Origin of the sequence: Streptomyces sp. CA2R106, from assembly GCF_037034245.1 — a bacterium.
GTDB lineage: Bacteria > Actinomycetota > Actinomycetes > Streptomycetales > Streptomycetaceae > Actinacidiphila.
Genome location: NZ_JBAGKC010000016.1, coordinates 123,697 through 140,080, shown reverse-complemented (window position 1 = coordinate 140,080; position 16,384 = coordinate 123,697). Strand labels below are relative to the sequence as shown.

Here is a 16,384-nt window from a genome sequence, read left to right as displayed (position 1 = left end):
GCCGCGACCGCGCGCGTCGCGCCGGGGGTCCGCCATGCCCCCACCGGGTGACCCGGGGGCGACGTGGACCGCCGCAGGTACTACTCTCAGCCGCCGTAAAGGCGTCAGTCGGAAGAGGTACGGCAAGTGGCCGGACATGCGTACATCGGGTCGTTCACGTCGGCGGGCGGGCGCGGGCTCACCGCCGCCGAGGTCGACCCGGGCACGGGCGCGCTGACCGCGCTCGGCCACACCGCGGAAGTGGCGAACCCGTCCTTCCTGGCCCTGTCCGCCGACGGCGGCACCCTCTACACGGTCGGCGAGAGCGAACCGGAGGGCACCGCGGCCGCCTTCTCGCTCGCCGACCCGGCCGCCCCCAAGCTGCTCGGCGCGCCCGTACCGGTGCGCGGGGGCTCCCCGACGCACCTGGCGCTGCACCGCGGCCACCTGGCCACCGCCAACTACGCGGCGCCCGGCAGCGTCAGCGTGCTCGCCGTCGAGGAGGGCGGCGCGCTCGGCGCGGTGCGCTGCGTCCTGGAGCACGAGGGCGACGGCCCGAACCGGCAGCGCCAGGAGGCCCCGCACGCCCACGCGGTGGTGCCCGACCCCAGCGGCCGCTGGCTGCTCACCGTCGACCTGGGCACCGACTCGGTCCGGGTCTGCGAACTGGAGCCGTCCGCCGGCGAGCTGGAGGTGGAACGCGAACTCGGCCTGCGCTCCGGCATCGGCCCGCGCCACCTGACCTTCCACCCCCGCGGCGGCCACGCCTACGTGCTGAACGAACTGGACTCCGTCGTCACCGTCTGCCGCTTCGACGCGGACAAGGGCAGCCTGCGGCCGCTCGCCGAGACGCGGGTGCTGCCCGAGGGCGCCACGGGCGACAACTACCCCTCGGAGCTGGTGGTCTCGCCCGACGGCCGCTTCGCCTGGGCCGCCAACCGCGGCCACGACAGCATCGCGGTGCTCCGCCTGGACGACAGCGGCGAGCAGCTCGAACTCCTCGACACCGTGGACTGCGGCGGCTCCTGGCCGCGCCACCTCACCCTCGACCCGTCCGGCACCCGCCTGTACGCCGCCAACGAGCGCTCCGGCGACGTGACCTGGTTCGACGTCGACGAGGCCACCGGGATGCCCGCGCGGTCCGGTGCGCTCCAGCTGCCCGCGGTGTCCTGCGTGCTGTTCGCCTGAGCCGCGCGGCCGTCCGCCCGTCGGCCGCCCGTCAGGCCGCCGGCTCGCCCCTCGGGCCGCGGCACCGTACGTCCTGCGCACGGCGCGGGCGCCCCCTCGGCAACCCGGGGAGGCGCCCGCGCCGTTCGCGTCCTGGCGGCCCTGTGACGGGCCGCTACTGCTGCTGCGCGCCGCCCGGCTGGGCGGGCTGGAGCGCGATGCCCAGCGCCGTGGCGTACTGCGTCACCACGAGCTTGCCGACGGCCGGGTACGGCCCCAGCGCGTCGGCGCCCGAGCAGCCCGCCTCCTCCGCCGCGGTGTGCAGCAGCTGCGGGGCGATCTCCGGGCCGATCAGGCACGGCGCCAGCGCCAGCGTGGAGGAGCCCGAGGCCCGCAGCTGCTCGGCGGTGGTCGCGATCGCGCCGTCCACGTCCAGCGCCGCGGCCAGCACCGGCACCGCGAGCCGCGCGGCCAGCAGCAGCCCGGTCACGCCGGCCGCCTGCGCCGCCTCCTCGCCGCCCACCGTGGCCAGGATGATGCCGTCGGCCGCCGTGGCGACCGTGAACAGCCGGGCGCGGTCGGCGCGCGCGAGCCCCGCCTCCGACAGCCGCACGTGCAGCGCCTCGGCGAGCAGCGGGTGCGGGCCGAGCACGTCGGTCAGCTCCACCTGGGCCTTGCTGTCGACCACGGCCTGCCTGATCCGGCGCAGCGCCGCCGCCTCGGGGCCGGCCAGCAGGGGCACCACGACCGCCGAGGTGTCCTCTCCGGGCCGTTCGACCGCCAGCTGGTCGAGAACGCCGCGCAGCGACGGGAAGTCGCCCAGTTCGCCGTCCTCGCCGTCCACGAAGGCGATCCGGGGGTCGAGCCCGGACAGCTCCGAGCGGGCGATGCTCACGACCTCCTCGGCCAGGCTGAGCGCCGCTGCGGTCGGGGTGCCCGGCACGGCGAGGACCAGCGCCGGGGAACCCTCGGGCGCGCTGAGCGCCTCCGGGCGGCGGTGTCGTCCCGGCTGGCGCGGACGCGGCATTCGAACGGGGAGGCCGGAGGCGGGCCCTGTGGCATTGCTCATGGCGACGCATGCTAACGCGTTGCGCCGCCTCCTTGTTCGCCCGGGTGCGAAGGAGGTCGGACCTGCCCGGAAGTGTCCGTTTCGACGGCGGGGTGTGACGGGCGGTACGCCTGGGGTGCCCCGAACGGCGGCTGCCCCGCGGCCGGGGCCCTACGGTTCCGGTCGTGCCCGCGGCGGCGTCCGCGGGCGCTCCGCCACCGTGACCGAGAGCAGGCCCGGGTCGGCGGGCAGCGGCAGCGGGCCCTGCCGCAGGGCGTCCGCGATCAGCAGCGCGCCGTCCAGCGGGTCGCCCGCGGCCGGCACCAGGGCGGCCCCGGGCAGCAGTCCGGCCGCCTGCTGCCGCAGCGGGCCGAGCAGCGGCTCGCCCATCCGGAACAGCCCGCCGGCCAGCGCCACGTCGACCGGGCCGGGGCCGGGCCGTACGGCGGCGGCCGCCTCGAGGATGTGCGCCGCGGCCTGCCGCAGGATGCCCTCGGCCACCGGGTCGCTGCCGCAGTGCCGGGCCACGTCGGGCGCGAAGGAGGCGAGCACGGCGGCGCGGTCGGGCCGCGGGTAGAGCTGCCCCGGCAGCGTGTCCAGCGGCCCGAAGCGCTCCCGGGCCGCGGCCAGCAGCGCCGTGGAGCCGCCGGCGCGCCCGTCGTGGGCGCGCATGGCCGCGTCCAGGCCCGCGCGGCCGATCCAGGCGCCGCCGCCGGCGTCGCCCAGCAGATGGCCCCAGCCGTCCGCGCGCCGCCAGCCGCCGCCGTCCGCGCCGGTGCCCAGCGCGATCATCCCGGTGCCCGCGGCCACCACCACGCCGGGGCGCAGCCCGAGCGCGCCCGCGTACGCCGTCACCGCGTCGCCGGCCAGCGCGAGGTGCCGTACCCCGAAGGCGTCGGCGAGCGCGGCCGGCAGGTGGGCGCGCAGGTCGTCGCCGAGCGTGGCCATCCCGGCCGCGCCGACACAGGCCGCCGCGATCCGCTCGGCCCCGGCGGACGCCATCAGCTCCGCGGCCAGCGGCCGTACCCGTGCCAGCAGGCTCGCCGCGTCGATGCCGTGCGGGCCGGTGACCGCGGGGCGGTCGGCCGCGGCCACGGCTGCGCCCGCCGGCGCACCGGCGGGCGCGAGTCCGACGCGTACGCCCGAGCCGCCGGAGTCGATCCCCAGCACCCACGGGCCGGCGCCGTCCGCGCCCGGCTGCCCGAAGGACTCCCGCACGTGTCAGCCGAGCCCGCGCGAGTCCTGCTTGAGCGCGGTGTCCACGGTGAGCGCGGACGCCACGACCATGCTCAGCAGCGGGTCGGCCAGCTGCCGGTGGATCTGGAGGACGTAGTTGTCGGCGGTGGTGAACATCGTCTTCGCCAGGCCCTCCCACGTCTTGGTGATCCGGCCGATCTCGGTGTCGGTGTGGTCCACGATGGCGAAGTTCCAGGCCCGCCAGTTCTCGGCCTTGATCGCGCCTATCTGCTGGCCGTTGTACATGAAGCCGAACTTGATCTTGCCGAAGGCGTTCTGCTGGACGATCTCGCCCAGCGGCTCGCCGTTCGCCCGGTGCACCTGCACCTTGGACTTGATCAGCTTCGCCGGGCGGGTGAGCACCAGCTGCGGCACGCCCTGCGCGTCGCGCACCTCCAGCTTGTGGGTGAGGAACTGGTCCACGCTGGAGACGAAGCGCAGCACCTTCTTCGCGGTGCTCTGGCCGACCTCCACCACCGAGCCGAGGGTCCGGCCGTTCTGATCGAAGACGGTGTACTCGTTGACCAGCTCGATCAGCTTCGCCTTCTGGTTCACCACCAGGACCGGCTCGGTGAACAGGGTGCCGCCGCCGTAGCCGGGCGAGGCGACGCCCGCCTGGCCCTGCACCTGGTGCTGGATGCGCGCGGGGTCGGGCGAGCGGCTGACGTCCAGCTCCCAGGCGCTGCCGCCCTCCTGCGAGGGCTTCTGCTGGCCCGGGACCTGGCCGGGGTTGGTGTGCTCGGTCCACTGGGCGCCGTCCCAGTACCGCAGCAGATTCGGAGTGCCCTGCGGGTCGGCGTACCAGCCGGCCGGGGTGTTGGAATGCGTCGTCACCCGGGCAGACTACCCCGCGGCCCGGCTCAGGGCAGTTGCCAGTCCACAGGCTGACTGCCCTGCTGCACGAGCAGGTCGTTGGCCCGGCTGAAGGGGCGCGAACCGAAGAAGCCGCGGTCCGCCGACATCGGCGAGGGGTGCGCGGACTCGATCGCGGGCAGCGGGCCGAGCAGGGGGCGCGCGTTGCGGGCGTCGCGGCCCCACAGGATCGACACCAGCGGGCGGCCGCGGGCGGCCAGCGCCCGGATCGCCTGCTCGGTCACCTGCTCCCAGCCCTTGTCGCGGTGGGCGGCCGGGCGGCGCGGGGCCGTGGTCAGCGCCCTGTTGAGCAGCAGTACGCCCTGCCGCGTCCAGGGGGTCAGGTCGCCGTTGGAGGGCCGGGGCGCGCCGAGGTCGCTGTGCAGCTCGCGGAAGATGTTCTCCAGGCTGCCCGGCAGCGGCCGCACGTCCGGCGCGACGGAGAAGCTCAGCCCGACCGCGTGCCCCGGCGTCGGGTACGGGTCCTGGCCGACGATGAGCACCTTCACCTCGTCGAAGGGCTGCTGGAAGGCGCGCAGCACGTTGGCCCCCGAGGGCAGGTACGTACGGCCCGCGGCGATCTCGGCGCGGAGGAAGTCCCCCATCGCCGCGATCCGGTCCGCCACGGGCTCGAGCGCCTTCGCCCAGCCCGCCTCGACAATCTCGTCCAACGGTCGCGCAGTCACAGTCCGTCACTCTACTGGCTCAACCCCCCTGCCCCGCACCCGAGTCCACGATCCACGCCCCGGGCGGCAGCGCGCGCGGGGCCCGAACTCCGTGGTCCGGGCGGCGCCGATCGGCAGCCGCGACCGCGGCCGGGTCAGGCGGGTTTGAGGGGGGTGGCGGCGTCGGGGAGGCCGGCCGGCTCGCGCGGGTCCTGCGCGCAGGGCGGCACCCCCAACTGCCAGTCCAGGCGGTAGCGCTGGAACAGCTCCGACCGCAGCCGCGCCACCGGCATCGGCGCGCCCGGCAGCAGCAGCGCCACGGTCGCGCCCATCAGCAGCGCGCGCAGCAGCCGGTACTCCTCCCGCGCGGTCTCCGAACCCCACCGCACCACGGCCTCCTCCAGCAGTGCCGCCAGCCGCTGCTGCTCCGGGCACTGGATGAAGCCCTCGTCGGCCAGGATCTGGGACATGTGGATGCGCATCAACTTGGTGTGCGTGACGGTCAGCCCGAGGATCGCGTCGATCGCGCGGGCCAGCACCTCGTCGCCGTCGGCCGGCTCGGGTTCGGCCGCCAGCGCCGCGGCCAGCTCCCGATTCATCAGCCGGTGCACCGCGGACTGCACCAGCGCCCGTTTCCCCGAGTAGTAGTACGACACCAGGCCGCGGGCGGAACCGGCGCGTTTGGTGATGTCGGCCAGCGTCGTGGCCTCGTAGCCGCGTTCCTCGACCAGCTCGACGGTCGCCTGCAACAGGCGTTCGCGCGAACGCTGTCGCATCGCTTCATTGACCGATGCGCTGCGAGGGGACATGATGAACTCCTGCGTTGACTGGCTCTGAGCCAATATACTCAACGCGGCTCGCCGGGCCAGATAGTGGCGGGTGTACGGGGATCGGGCGTCCGCTCCGACGACACGGGGGATCGTCGGAGCGGACGCCCGGTTGTGCCGTTCTACGGTCCGTTGCCGCCCGCTTCCTGGCGCCCGGCCCCGGCGTCCTGACGCGCGCCGGACGAGGCCGGCGGGTCCAGCAGGGCCAGCAGCGCGTCGGGCCGGTCCGCGACCGGCAGCGGGTCCACCAGCAGGAACCGGCACCCCAGCGCCGTCGCGCCGCCGTCGGCCTGCGCGCTGTCGCCGACCATCACCGTCTCGCGGGCCGCCTCGCCGCCGGCGCCGAGCGCGTCGAGCGCCACCTGGAACAGCCGCGGGTCGGGCTTCTGCACCTCGTGCTCGTAGCTGAGCACGAAGGCGTCGACGAGGTCCGCCACGCCGTGCACCCGGAAGACCGGCCGCAGGTCCCACCCGATGTTGCTCACCACCGCCACCGGCACCCCGCGCTCGCGCAGTGCGGCCAGTACCCGCGCGGTGTCCGGGTACGGCTGCCACGCCGCCGGACTGCGGTGCCGCTCGTACAGCGTGTCGTGGATGTCCCAGGGCAGGCCCGCCGACCGGGACAGGGCCGTGTACGCCGCCTGGTGCCGCTCCGCGGTGAGGTCCCGGGTCTGCCACAGCTCGGTCAGCTCCGCCGGCAGCGCCTCCGGTGGCGCCCCGCCGGGCTGCGCCCCCGCCCGCTCCAACTCCCGTGCGTACGTGGTGACTTCGTTGTCCGTCGCCTCGACGCCCTCGGCCGCGAGTGCGCCCCGGAGCCAGCGCTCGCAGGGCTCGATCCGGAACAGGGTGCCCGAGAAATCGAACATGACCGCCTTGATGGTGCCTCCCCGGTAGTGGTCGCTGGGTCCAGCATTCCAGACGCGTTCCGCGGCGGTTCGGATGCTCGGCGGGTGGGGCGGTGCGGGCCGGCCCGGGACGGCCGCGGACGGTCGCGGACGGTCCCGGCCGGTTCAGGTCAGGGCGTGCAGGCCCGGGCCGAAGGTGATGATCAGCGGCACCGCGGGGACCAGCAGGGCCAGCACCGTCAGGCGCAGCCGCTGCGCGACCGGCAGCCGCGGGGCCGGCGCCAGCAGGCGGTTGACCCGGCCCGGCAGTTCGGCCAGCGGCTGCGGGGAGGGGCCGAAGACACCGCGGGGTTCGTTGAGTTCCACCAGTGCCAGGGCCGTGGTGAGCCGGCCGAAACGGCGCGAGGCGGTGTCGTCGGCGGCCAGTTCGACCAGGTGGTGCACCTGGTCGCGGAAGGCGGCGAAGACCGGGACCTGGGGGAAGCCGCCCGCGAGCGCGCCCGCGCAGTGCAGCAGCAGGTCGTGGCGGGCGCGGGCGTGGCCCTGCTCGTGGGCGAGGACGGCGTCGAGCTGGCGGCCCTTGAGTCGGCCCAGCGCGGCGGTGGTGATCACCAGTTGCGGCCGCGCGCCCGACAGCCACCACGCGTCGCAGCGGTGGTCCTCCAGTACGACCAGCCGCTCGCCGGGCGGCACCGTCTCCCCGGGGAGCCGCGGCGAGCGCACCTGGAGTTCGGCCCGGCGGGAGCGGCGCCGGCCGCGTGCGGCACGCACCTCGCGGGTGAGCATCGCGGCGGTCCACACGCCGCCGAGGGCGAGCGTGACCGCGAGGGTGCCCGCCCAACGGCCGTACCCGGCCAGCCCGTAGGCGTCCTCGACGCCGTGCGGCGCGAACGCGAAGACATGGCCGCGCACCGCCGCCCAGGCGGCGGACGCGGTCAGCGCCATCGCGGACACGCAGCACAGCAGCACCGCGGCGACGACGCACTGCCACACCCACAGGGCGAGTACCGGCTCGCGCTCGGGCCATTCGGCACGGGCGAGCAGACGCGGCGCCATCGCCGCCGCAAGTGCGCCGAGAACCAGCAGCACACACGGGACCGTCATGCCGATCACCCTAGGAGCCGCCCCGCGCACTGTGACGCGGCAAGGACGCCGATGTGACGTACAACTCATTGCGCCCTGCCGCCTTTGGCCACGGCACCACGCCGCCGCCCCACTGCGGGACTGCCGCACTACAGCAGGAGCAGCATCACGAGCATGCCGAGGGCCATGGACACCCGGCAGGCGGCCGCGACTTCGGCGGAGTGCCGCAGCGGGGCGGGTCCGCTCGCGCCGCCGCCGCCGGGGCCGGGTGTGCCGGGTGCGCCGGGTATGAGGGCGCCGGTGGCCGGCAGGGGCGGGAAGGCGAGGCGGACACCGGCGCGCAGGACGTAGGCCGCGAAGTAGGCGAGGAGCAGGCCGGTCGCCGCCGGGGTGCCCGCGCCGCCCATCGCCATGGCGTGGCCGTCGCCCGGGGGTGCCTGGGCCATGGCCACGGCCATGTAGACCATCGCGGCCGAGCAGACCACGTGGTGCACCCGGTGGCCGGCGGCATGGGTGCCCGGGAGCAGGGCGCGCAGCGCGGCGGCCGCGTAGACGACCGCGAAGACCGGGGCGACCCAGCGGTGCGGGTCGAGGACGGAGGCGGGCACCGCCATCACCGCCATGCCGGCGCCCATCACGGCCTCGCCCCGGTCCTTCGCCCGCGCGAGGCAGGACGCGGCCGACGCGGCGCTCAGCGCGACGAGGAGCCATGCCACCAGCAGCGGTTCGCCCATCGGTGCTCAGCCCCCCGTTCTTCTCTTCGCCCTGCCGCCCCGTTCGTCCGTCCGTTCGGGTCCTACCCGGCCCCGCGGGCGCGCAGACGAGCGCGCGGGAGTGCCCGGGGGAGTGCGCGCCGCCCCACGCGCGCCCCCAGCCCCCAGACCCCGACCCTCGGCCCCCGGCCCCGCGCGGCCGGTGTGATGTCGTTCCGATGCCTGCGCGGGCCTCGGCCGCGGCGCCCGCCTTCGATAATCTGACCGGCATGGACACCGCATCCCTCAGCTTCCGTCCCGCGACCGCGGCCGACGTGCCCGCCCTCGTGGACCTGGTCGAGTCCGCCTACCGGGGCGACGCGAGCCGCGCCGGGTGGACCACCGAGGCGGACCTCCTCGAGGGGCAGCGCACCGACCCGCAGGGCGTGCTGGACGTGGTGGAGAAGCCCGACAGCATGATGCTGGCGGTGGAGCGCGACGGCGGGCTCGTGGCCTGCTGCCAGCTCGAACACCGCGGGCCGCACGCCTACTTCGGGATGTTCGCGGTCCGCCCGAAGCTCCAGGGCGCGGGCCTGGGCAAGCTGATCATCGCCGAGGCCGAACGGGTGGCCGCCCAGGAGTGGGGCGTGTCCGAGATGCACATGACCGTGATCAGCGCCCGCGAGGAGCTGATCGCCTGGTACGTGCGCCGCGGCTACGCCCGCACCGGCGAGATGTCGCCCTTCCCCTACGGCCAGGAGCGGTTCGGCCTGCCGACCCGCGACGACCTGGAGTTCGAGCTGCTGACCAAGCGGCTCGGCTGACGGGCAAGGGCGCGATCTCGGCCGCGCCGGCCGCCGCGGCCGGCACGGTCTCCGCGCCCGCCGGTTCGACCGCACCTCGCCCGGGCCGGCCGGTACGACCGGCACCGCGCCCGCGGCTCACAGCCGGCCGGACTCCGTGACGCGCCGCAGGAACTCCCGGGTGCGCTGCTCGCGCGGGGCACCGAACACCTCGGCCGCGGTGCCGCGCTCCAGGACCACCCCGCCGTCCAGGAAGCACACCTGGTCGGCGACCTCGCGGGCGAACGCCATCTCGTGGGTGGCGATCACCATCGTCATGCCCTGCTCTTTGAGGTCGCGGACCACCGACAGGACCTCGCCGACCAGTTCCGGGTCGAGCGCGGCGGTGATCTCGTCCAGGAGCAGCAGCCGCGGCCGGGTGGCGACCGCGCGCAGCAGCGCGACCCGCTGCTGCTGGCCGCCGCTGAGCCGGTCGGGGTACTCCCGGGCGCGGTCGGCCAGGCCCAGCCGCTCCAGCAGCTCCTTGGCGCGGGCCTCGGCCTGCGCCCGGGGCTCCTTGTGCACACGGCGCGGCGCGAGCGTGATGTTGTCCAGCACCGTCATGTGCGGGAAGAGGTTGTACGCCTGGAAGACGACGCCGATCCGGCGCCGTACGTCGTCCACGTCGGCGCGCGGGTCGGTGATCTCCTCGCCGTCGAGGAAGATCGCCCCGTCGTCCACCTCCTCCAGCAGGTTCGCGCACCGCAGCAGCGTGGACTTGCCGGAGCCGGAGGCGCCGATGAGCGCGGTGACGGTGTGCGCGGGCACCTCCAGGGCGATGTCGCGCAGCACCACGCTGCCGCCGTAGGTCTTGCGTACGGCCTCCAGCCGCAGCACGGGCGCGGCGTCCTCGGGGGCAGCGGACGGCTTCGCCGCCGCGGCGCCCTCCGCCGCGTCCAGCGGGTCCGTCGCGCTCATACCGCGCCTCCCTGCGACTGCCGCCGGTTCATCCGCGCGGCCACCCAGTCGGTGAAGCGCGTCATGGGGATGGTGATCACCACGAAGATCAGGCCCGCGATGACGTAGGGCGTGTAGTTGAAGTCGCGGCTGGCGATGATCTGCGCCGCGTAGACCGCGTCCACCGCGCCGCCGATCGAGACCAGGCCGGTGTCCTTCTGGAGGGAGACCAGGTCGTTGAGGAGCGGGGGCACCACCCGGCGCACCGCCTGCGGCAGCACGACGTGCCGCATCGCCTGCGCGTTGCTCAGGCCCAGCGAGCGGGCGGCGGCGCGCTGGCTGGGGTGCACGCTCTCTATGCCGGCGCGGAACACCTCGGCCACATAGGCGGTGTAGGTCAGGCAGAGCGCGAAGGCGCCCAGCAGCACCGGGTTGTTGGTCACCCCGGTCAGCCGCAGCGCCGGGATGCCGAAGACGCACAGCAGGATGCAGATGATCAGCGGCAGCCCGCGGAAGAAGTCGACATAGGCCGTCGCCAGGGCGCGGACGGGGAAGAACACCGGGCCGCGCAGGGTGCGCAGCAGGGCCATCAGCAGCCCGGCGACCAGGACGACCGCCCCGCACACCACCAGCAGCCGCAGGTTCAGCCACAGGCCGTGCAGCACCGGGTGCAGCGAGATCCGCGCGTAGTGGGCGTCGAAGAACGTCTGCCGGGTGCGGTCCCAGCCGGGCGAGTTGACGATCAGCGCGTACAGCACGGCCGCCGTCGCCGCCGTGCTGGCGGCGGCGACGGCGAAGGCGCGGCGGGTGCGGCGGCGACGGTAGCGCTCGCGGGCCAGCCGCCGCGCGGAGGGCCGGTACGGGTCCGCGCCCGCCTTGGCCGGGCCGCCCTCCCGATCGTCCGCCCGCTGGTCCTGGACGGTCACTTGAGCACCGGGGCGTCCACCGCGTCCGACAGCCACTTCTTCTCCAGAGCGGCCAGCGTGCCGTTCGAGCGGAGCGTGGTGACCGCCTGCGAGACGCAGGAGGTGAGCTTGCTGCCCTTGTCCAGCACCAGGCCGAACTGCTCGGCGGCGGCGCCCTTGGTGCCGGTGGTGGCGAACTGCCCGACGACGGTGGCCGTGGGGATCTCGGAGCCGGTGATGTAGAACGCGGTCGGCAGGTCGACCACGATGCCGTCGACCTGGCCGTTCTTCAGGGCGGCCACGGCGAGGTCGTTGCGCTGGAAGACGGCGGGCTGCTTGGTCGGCTTCACGACGTCGTCGATGACGTCGAGGCTGGTGGTGCCGACCTGGGCGCCCAGCTTCGCGTTCTTCAGGTCGGCCAGGGAGTGCGCCCCGGCGATCTTCGACCCCTTGGGTGCCACGACGGCCTGCCGCACGTCGTAGTAGCCGGGGGAGAAGTCCACCGTCTTGCGGCGCTCGTCGGTGATGGAGACCTGGTTGATGTCCACGTCGAAGGACTTGGCACCGGGGGAGAAGGCGCTGTTGAACGGAACCTTCTGCCACACCACCTGGTCGGCGCCGTAGCCGAGTTGCTTGGCCACCGCGTAGGCGACGGCCGACTCGTAGCCCTTGCCGTTGGACGGCTTGTCGTCCACGAACCAGGGGGCGTACGCCGGGTTGTCGGTGCCGACGGTGAACTTGCCGCCGGTGTGGGTGGCGAGCGAGGCGGGGCGGCACGCGGCGGCGCCCGAGGTGCTTGCCGAGGGTGCGGCGCTCGCCGAGGAGTTGTCGTCGTCCTGCGGGGCGCAGGCGGCCAGGGCCAGGGCGAGCAGGGCGGCCGCGGCGAGGGCCGCGCCGTGCCGGGACGGAGAGATCGCGGGGCGCATGGCGGGACCTTGGCACCCGGGCGGCCGGTCTGTCCACGCGATTGGGCACTCCGTCCGGATGCCGGACCATTGTGTCCGCGATGTTTCAACAGGCGGGCGCGTCCGGGCGCGGTCGGTGGCCGCACCGCGGCGCGCGGTGACCGCGGCCCGCGCCGGGCGTCGCGGGCCGGGCGCCGCGGGGTCTGCGCGCAGATCCGGGCGCTCAGATCCGGTCCGCTTCTTCTTCTTTCAGGTCGCGGCCGAGCGCGGGCGGCAGGTCGGTGGCGGCGCCGTCCAGCCGCAGCGCGCGCACCAGGGCCCAGTCCTGCGGGGTGTTGACGCTCCAGGCCATGACGGCGATCCCGGCGTCGTGGCAGCGGCCGACGACCTCCAGGGTGAGCCGGGTGAGGTCGAGGCTGACCAGGCGGGCGCCGACCGCCTGGGCGCGCGGCACGAGGTCCGGGCCGAGCTCACTGGCGACCAGTACGGTCGCGGCCCCGGGCAGCAGGGCGTGGATCTCTGCGAGCGCCTCGTCGTGGAAGGACAGCACGCTGACCCGGCCGGTCTCCTCGCGTTCGCGCAGCACCGAGGCGAGCACCCGTGCGGCGGCGACGTCCTTGATCTCGGCCTGGACCGGGCACCTCACCGCGTCGAGGACCTCCTCGAAAACGGGCACCTGCTCGCCGAGCCCCGCGTCCAGGCGGCGGATCTCGGCGAGGGTGAGGTCGCGGATCGGCCCGGCGCCGTCGGTGGTGCGGTCCACGGTCGCGTCGTGCATGACCACCAGGGCGCCGTCCTGGCTCAGGTGCAGGTCCAGTTCGATCTGGTCCACGCCTTCGCGCTCCGCGCGGCGGAAGGACCGCAGGGTGTTCTCCGGCTCGACGGCCATGACCCCGCGGTGGCCCACAGTCAGGAAGCTCATGACGGCACCCTAGTGCGCGGGTGCGGCCGGGCGGTGACCGTGCGGTGGCCGAGGGGTTCTTCGGCTGCACACCTGGGCGCGCGCCGCAACTTTTAGCGACCCATCCTGGCATCGAACCGTAAAATCAACGGCTTTCGGCGGCTTGGGCAGGACGTTTTCAAGGGGGTGGCCTTGAAGGCGGGGCCCGGGCGTGACTACGCTGTTCGCACGACAGTTTCTTTCGTGGAGGAGGGGTCATGGGCGAAGTTCTTTCGTCGAAGGTGGCAACCGGAGGCGGGATATCCGGCGACGGCGTGCTCGGGCACCCTCAGTGGCCGGTGCTGAAGCAGGCCGTCGAGGCGATCCGGCCGTGGCAGAAGAAGGACGGCTCGATCGACTTCGACGCCGAGGACGCGCCCTCCCGCGACGACGCCGCCCGGACCCTGGGCCGCGTCGTGGACGCCCTCGAACAGCTCGCCCCCCTGCTGCCGCACGACGCGGCCTACCACCGCGCGCTCGCCACCGACCTGCGCCGCTGGGCCGACGGCGGCTTCGCGGTACCGGACTTCCTGGACTCCCTGCTGGCCTTCCAGCCCGCCGCCGACCGGCGCGACGGCCTCCAGCACCTGGTCGTCTTCCCGATGTACACCCAGAACGGCAACCCGGACCGCAACCTGGAGGCCGTCGTCTTCCGCGTGGTGTGGCCGGAGTGGCTCGCCGAGCTGGAGCGCACCCGGTACGACAACCCGCTGTTCGTGCCGATCACCTTCGAGGACTTCACCCCCGGCTACGACACCAACTCCGCGGTGCTCTTCCCCGAGACCGTCGCGGTCCGCAGCGTCCCCGAGCGCTGGACCTGGGGCGCGATCTTCTGCGACCGCGAGGCCGCCCGCTTCCGCGCCGTGACCTCCGCCGCCGTGGACACCCTCGGCCTGGAGCTGCCCGAGGAGGCCGCCCGCCTGGTCGAGGACCAGCAGCTCGCCCAGCAGACCTACGTGCTGTGGGACATGATCCACGACCGCACCCACAGCCACGGCGACCTGCCGTTCGACCCGTTCATGATCAAGCAGCGCGCCCCGTTCTGGATGTACGGCCTGGAGGAACTGCGCTGCGACCTGACCTCCTTCAAGGAGGCGGTCAAGCTCCAGGCCGAGGGCCACCCGATGGGCCTGGGCGTGCAGTACGCGATCCTCTTCGACCGGCTCTTCCGCTTCCCGGTCACCGGCGAGCGGGTCCGCAACTACGACGGCCTCGGCGGCCAGCTCCTCTTCGCCTACCTGCACAAGCACGACGCCGTACGCTGGACGGACAACACCCTGCACATCGACTGGGAGCGCGCCCCCCAGGTCACCAACCAGCTGTGCGGCGAGATCGAGGCCCTCTACCGCGACGGCATCGACCGGCCCAAGCTCGTGCACTGGCTGGCCGCCTACGACCTGGTCGCGACCTACCTGTCCCCCCACCCCGGTTCCGTCTGGGCCAAGGGCGCCGGTGCCCTGGACCTGTCGCTCCCGCCGCGCAAGCTGGTGGACGACGTGCTGCCGGACGAGTTTCCGCTCAGCATGTTCTACGAGGCCCTTGCCAAGAAGCTCCGTGAGGTGATCGCCTCGACCAAGGGGATCACCGGCGACAGCGCGCTGCGAGGTGCCGCGTGACCGGTGCCAGCGAGGAGGCGGAGATGACGACCGAGACGTACGCGGGAGGGCTCGACGGCGCGGTGATCGCGGTCGCGGGCGCGGGCGGACCGGCCGGCCGGGCGGTGCTCCAGCGGCTGGCCCGGGCCGGCAGCCATGTGATCGCCGCCGACGCGGACCCCGAGCGGCTCGCGCAGGCGGTCGACGCCGCGCGCTACGACGCGGGCGGCGCGGACATCACCGGCGAGGTGGTGGACCTGCTGGACCTGGACGGCACGCGGGAGTGGGCCGGGCGGATCGAGAAGGCCCACGGCCGGGTCGACGGCCTGGTGCACCTGGTCGGCGGGTGGCGCGGCTCCGCGACCTTCACCGAGACCGACCTCGCCGACTGGGACCTGCTGCACGACCTGCTGGTGCGCACCGTGCAGCGCACCACGCTCGCCTTCCACGACGGCCTGCTGCGCAGCCCCGGCGGGCGCTACGTCCTGATCAGCGCCGCCGGCGCGAGCGCGCCCACCGCCGGCAACGCCGCCTACGCGGCGGCCAAGGCGGCGGCCGAGGCATGGACGCTGGCGATGGGCGACTCCTTCCGCAAGCTCGGCGGCGAGAATCCCACTGCGGCGGCCACTGTCCTGGTGATCAAGGCGCTGGTGCACGATGAGATGCGGGCCCAGCGCCCGAACGCCAAATTCGCCGGCTTCACCGACGTACGCGACCTCGCCGACGCGATCGCGGACGTCTGGCACGCAAGCCCCCAGCAAGTGAACGGGACCCGACAGTGGCTGACGCCCCGACCGTGACCGACCCTCTCGACCCCGCCGCCCCCGGCGGCCGCACCGACGCCGTACGGCGGCACGACCCGGACATCCGGGGCTTCGCCAGCGACAACTACGCCGGGGTGCACCCCGAGGTGCTGGCCGCCCTCGCCCTGGCCAACGGCGGGCATCAGGTGTCCTACGGCGCCGACGCGTACACCGACCACCTCCAGGAGCTCTTCCGCGGCCACTTCGGCCCCACCGCGGAGGTCTTCCCGGTCTTCAACGGCACCGGCGCCAATGTCACCGCCCTCCAGGCGGTCACCGAGCGCTGGGGCGCGGTGGTCTGCGCGGAGTCCGCACACATCAACGTGGACGAGTGCGGGGCGCCCGAGCGCGTCGGCGGGCTGAAGCTGCTCACCGTGCCGACGCAGGACGGCAAGCTCACCCCCGAGCTGATCGACCGGCAGGCGTACGGCTTCGAGGACGAGCACCGCGCGCAGCCGCAGGTGGTGTCGATCACCCAGAGCACCGAACTGGGCACCTGCTACACGCCCGAGGAGATCAGGGCGATCTGCGACCACGCCCACGCGCTGGGCATGGCCGTGCACATCGACGGCGCCCGGATCGCCAACGCCGCCGCGAGCCTGGACCGGCCGCTGGCCGCCTTCACCACCGAGGCGGGCGCGGACATCCTGTCCGTCGGCGGCACCAAGAACGGCCTGCTGCTCGGCGAGTGCGTGGTCGTGCTCAACCCCGAGCGGGTCCGCGCGCTCAAGCACCTGCGCAAGCTGTCCATGCAGCTCGCCTCCAAGATGCGCTTCGTGTCGGTGCAGTTCGAGGCGCTGTTCGCAGGCGACCTGTGGCTGCGCAGCGCCTCCCACGCCAACGCGATGGCCCGCCGGCTGGAGCGCGCGGTGAGCGGCATCGACGGCGTGACGGTCACCCAGCGGGTGCAGGCCAACGCGGTGTTCGCGCTGCTGCCCCGCGAGGTCAGCGAGCGGCTCCAGAAGCGCTACCGCTTCTACTTCTGGGACGAGGCGACCGGCGAGGTGCGCTGGATGTGCTCCTTCGACACCACCGAGGCGGACGTGGACGGCTTCGCCGCTGCCATCGCCGAGGAGATGTAGGCCGGCTGAGGCGGCCCGCGA

17 protein-coding genes are annotated in these 16,384 nt (G+C 74.3%); 5 read left to right on the top strand and 12 right to left on the bottom strand.

Features of this window, described 5'->3' with window-relative positions; all coding sequences use genetic code 11:
* Window positions 1-126: 126 nt before the first annotated feature.
* Window positions 127-1,167 carry a lactonase family protein gene (locus tag WA788_RS22525; RefSeq protein ID WP_335980096.1) on the top strand — a complete coding sequence of 347 codons (1,041 nt, stop codon included), beginning with the start codon at window positions 127-129 and terminating at the stop codon, window positions 1,165-1,167.
* A gap of 154 nt (window positions 1,168-1,321) precedes the next feature.
* Here the strand turns inward: WA788_RS22525 and WA788_RS22520 are convergent, their stop codons facing one another.
* From WA788_RS22520 to WA788_RS22485, 8 genes are all read right to left on the bottom strand, one after another.
* The gene (locus WA788_RS22520) at window positions 1,322-2,215 is read right to left on the bottom strand and encodes a sirohydrochlorin chelatase (protein WP_335980094.1); all 894 of its coding nucleotides are present in this window, start codon (window positions 2,213-2,215) and stop codon (window positions 1,322-1,324) included.
* Window positions 2,216-2,365: 150 nt separating this feature from the next.
* A complete protein-coding gene (locus WA788_RS22515; protein WP_335980092.1) occupies window positions 2,366-3,412 on the bottom strand; it encodes an N-acetylglucosamine kinase in 1,047 nt (348 codons plus the stop codon).
* Between the two features lie 3 nt (window positions 3,413-3,415).
* A complete protein-coding gene (locus WA788_RS22510) occupies window positions 3,416-4,264 on the bottom strand; it encodes a phospholipid scramblase-related protein (protein WP_335980089.1) in 849 nt (282 codons plus the stop codon).
* Window positions 4,265-4,290: 26 nt separating this feature from the next.
* Window positions 4,291-4,968: a uracil-DNA glycosylase gene (locus tag WA788_RS22505; RefSeq protein ID WP_335980087.1), complete on the bottom strand. Its 678-nt coding sequence runs from the start codon at window positions 4,966-4,968 to the stop codon at window positions 4,291-4,293.
* Window positions 4,969-5,102: 134 nt separating this feature from the next.
* The gene (locus WA788_RS22500) at window positions 5,103-5,756 is read right to left on the bottom strand and encodes a TetR/AcrR family transcriptional regulator (protein ID WP_335980085.1); all 654 of its coding nucleotides are present in this window, start codon (window positions 5,754-5,756) and stop codon (window positions 5,103-5,105) included.
* Between the two features lie 140 nt (window positions 5,757-5,896).
* Window positions 5,897-6,640, bottom strand: coding sequence for an HAD family hydrolase (locus WA788_RS22495; protein ID WP_335980082.1), 744 nt, complete (start codon window positions 6,638-6,640; stop codon window positions 5,897-5,899).
* Window positions 6,641-6,784: 144 nt separating this feature from the next.
* Window positions 6,785-7,723: a M56 family metallopeptidase gene (locus WA788_RS22490; protein ID WP_335980080.1), complete on the bottom strand. Its 939-nt coding sequence runs from the start codon at window positions 7,721-7,723 to the stop codon at window positions 6,785-6,787.
* 128 nt (window positions 7,724-7,851) lie between these two features.
* Window positions 7,852-8,436 (bottom strand): DUF5134 domain-containing protein, encoded by a 585-nt coding sequence (locus tag WA788_RS22485; RefSeq protein WP_335980078.1) that lies wholly within the window; start codon window positions 8,434-8,436, stop codon window positions 7,852-7,854.
* Window positions 8,437-8,684: 248 nt separating this feature from the next.
* Between WA788_RS22485 and WA788_RS22480 the strand changes: the two genes are divergently transcribed.
* Window positions 8,685-9,218: a GNAT family N-acetyltransferase gene (locus WA788_RS22480; RefSeq protein ID WP_335980075.1), complete on the top strand. Its 534-nt coding sequence runs from the start codon at window positions 8,685-8,687 to the stop codon at window positions 9,216-9,218.
* A gap of 117 nt (window positions 9,219-9,335) precedes the next feature.
* Here WA788_RS22480 and WA788_RS22475 read toward each other — a convergent pair whose 3' ends face one another.
* The 4 genes from WA788_RS22475 to WA788_RS22460 all read right to left on the bottom strand — a co-directional run bounded on the left by WA788_RS22475 (window position 9,336) and on the right by WA788_RS22460 (window position 12,865).
* Complete coding sequence (locus WA788_RS22475; protein WP_335980073.1) at window positions 9,336-10,154, bottom strand: amino acid ABC transporter ATP-binding protein; 819 nt, start codon at window positions 10,152-10,154, stop codon at window positions 9,336-9,338.
* Window positions 10,151-11,059, bottom strand: a complete 909-nt coding sequence (locus WA788_RS22470; protein ID WP_335980071.1) for an amino acid ABC transporter permease — start codon at window positions 11,057-11,059, stop codon at window positions 10,151-10,153. Before WA788_RS22470 ends, WA788_RS22475 begins: the two co-directional genes overlap by 4 nt.
* Window positions 11,056-11,964: an ABC transporter substrate-binding protein gene (locus WA788_RS22465; RefSeq protein WP_335980069.1), complete on the bottom strand. Its 909-nt coding sequence runs from the start codon at window positions 11,962-11,964 to the stop codon at window positions 11,056-11,058. Before WA788_RS22465 ends, WA788_RS22470 begins: the two co-directional genes overlap by 4 nt.
* A 202-nt stretch (window positions 11,965-12,166) precedes the next feature.
* On the bottom strand, window positions 12,167-12,865 hold the full coding sequence (locus WA788_RS22460; RefSeq protein ID WP_335980067.1) for a glycerophosphodiester phosphodiesterase: 699 nt from the start codon (window positions 12,863-12,865) through the stop codon (window positions 12,167-12,169).
* Window positions 12,866-13,101: 236 nt separating this feature from the next.
* Here WA788_RS22460 and WA788_RS22455 point away from each other — a divergent pair, with 236 nt between their 5' ends.
* The 3 genes from WA788_RS22455 to WA788_RS22445 are packed head-to-tail and all read left to right on the top strand — an operon-like array spanning window position 13,102 to window position 16,363.
* Window positions 13,102-14,499 (top strand): DUF6421 family protein, encoded by a 1,398-nt coding sequence (locus tag WA788_RS22455; RefSeq protein WP_335980065.1) that lies wholly within the window; start codon window positions 13,102-13,104, stop codon window positions 14,497-14,499.
* 23 nt (window positions 14,500-14,522) lie between these two features.
* Window positions 14,523-15,278: an SDR family oxidoreductase gene (locus WA788_RS22450; RefSeq protein ID WP_335980143.1), complete on the top strand. Its 756-nt coding sequence runs from the start codon at window positions 14,523-14,525 to the stop codon at window positions 15,276-15,278.
* Window positions 15,257-16,363: a threonine aldolase family protein gene (locus tag WA788_RS22445; RefSeq protein WP_443034081.1), complete on the top strand. Its 1,107-nt coding sequence runs from the start codon at window positions 15,257-15,259 to the stop codon at window positions 16,361-16,363. The genes WA788_RS22450 and WA788_RS22445 overlap by 22 nt, the downstream gene beginning before the upstream one ends.
* Window positions 16,364-16,384 lie beyond the last annotated feature (21 nt).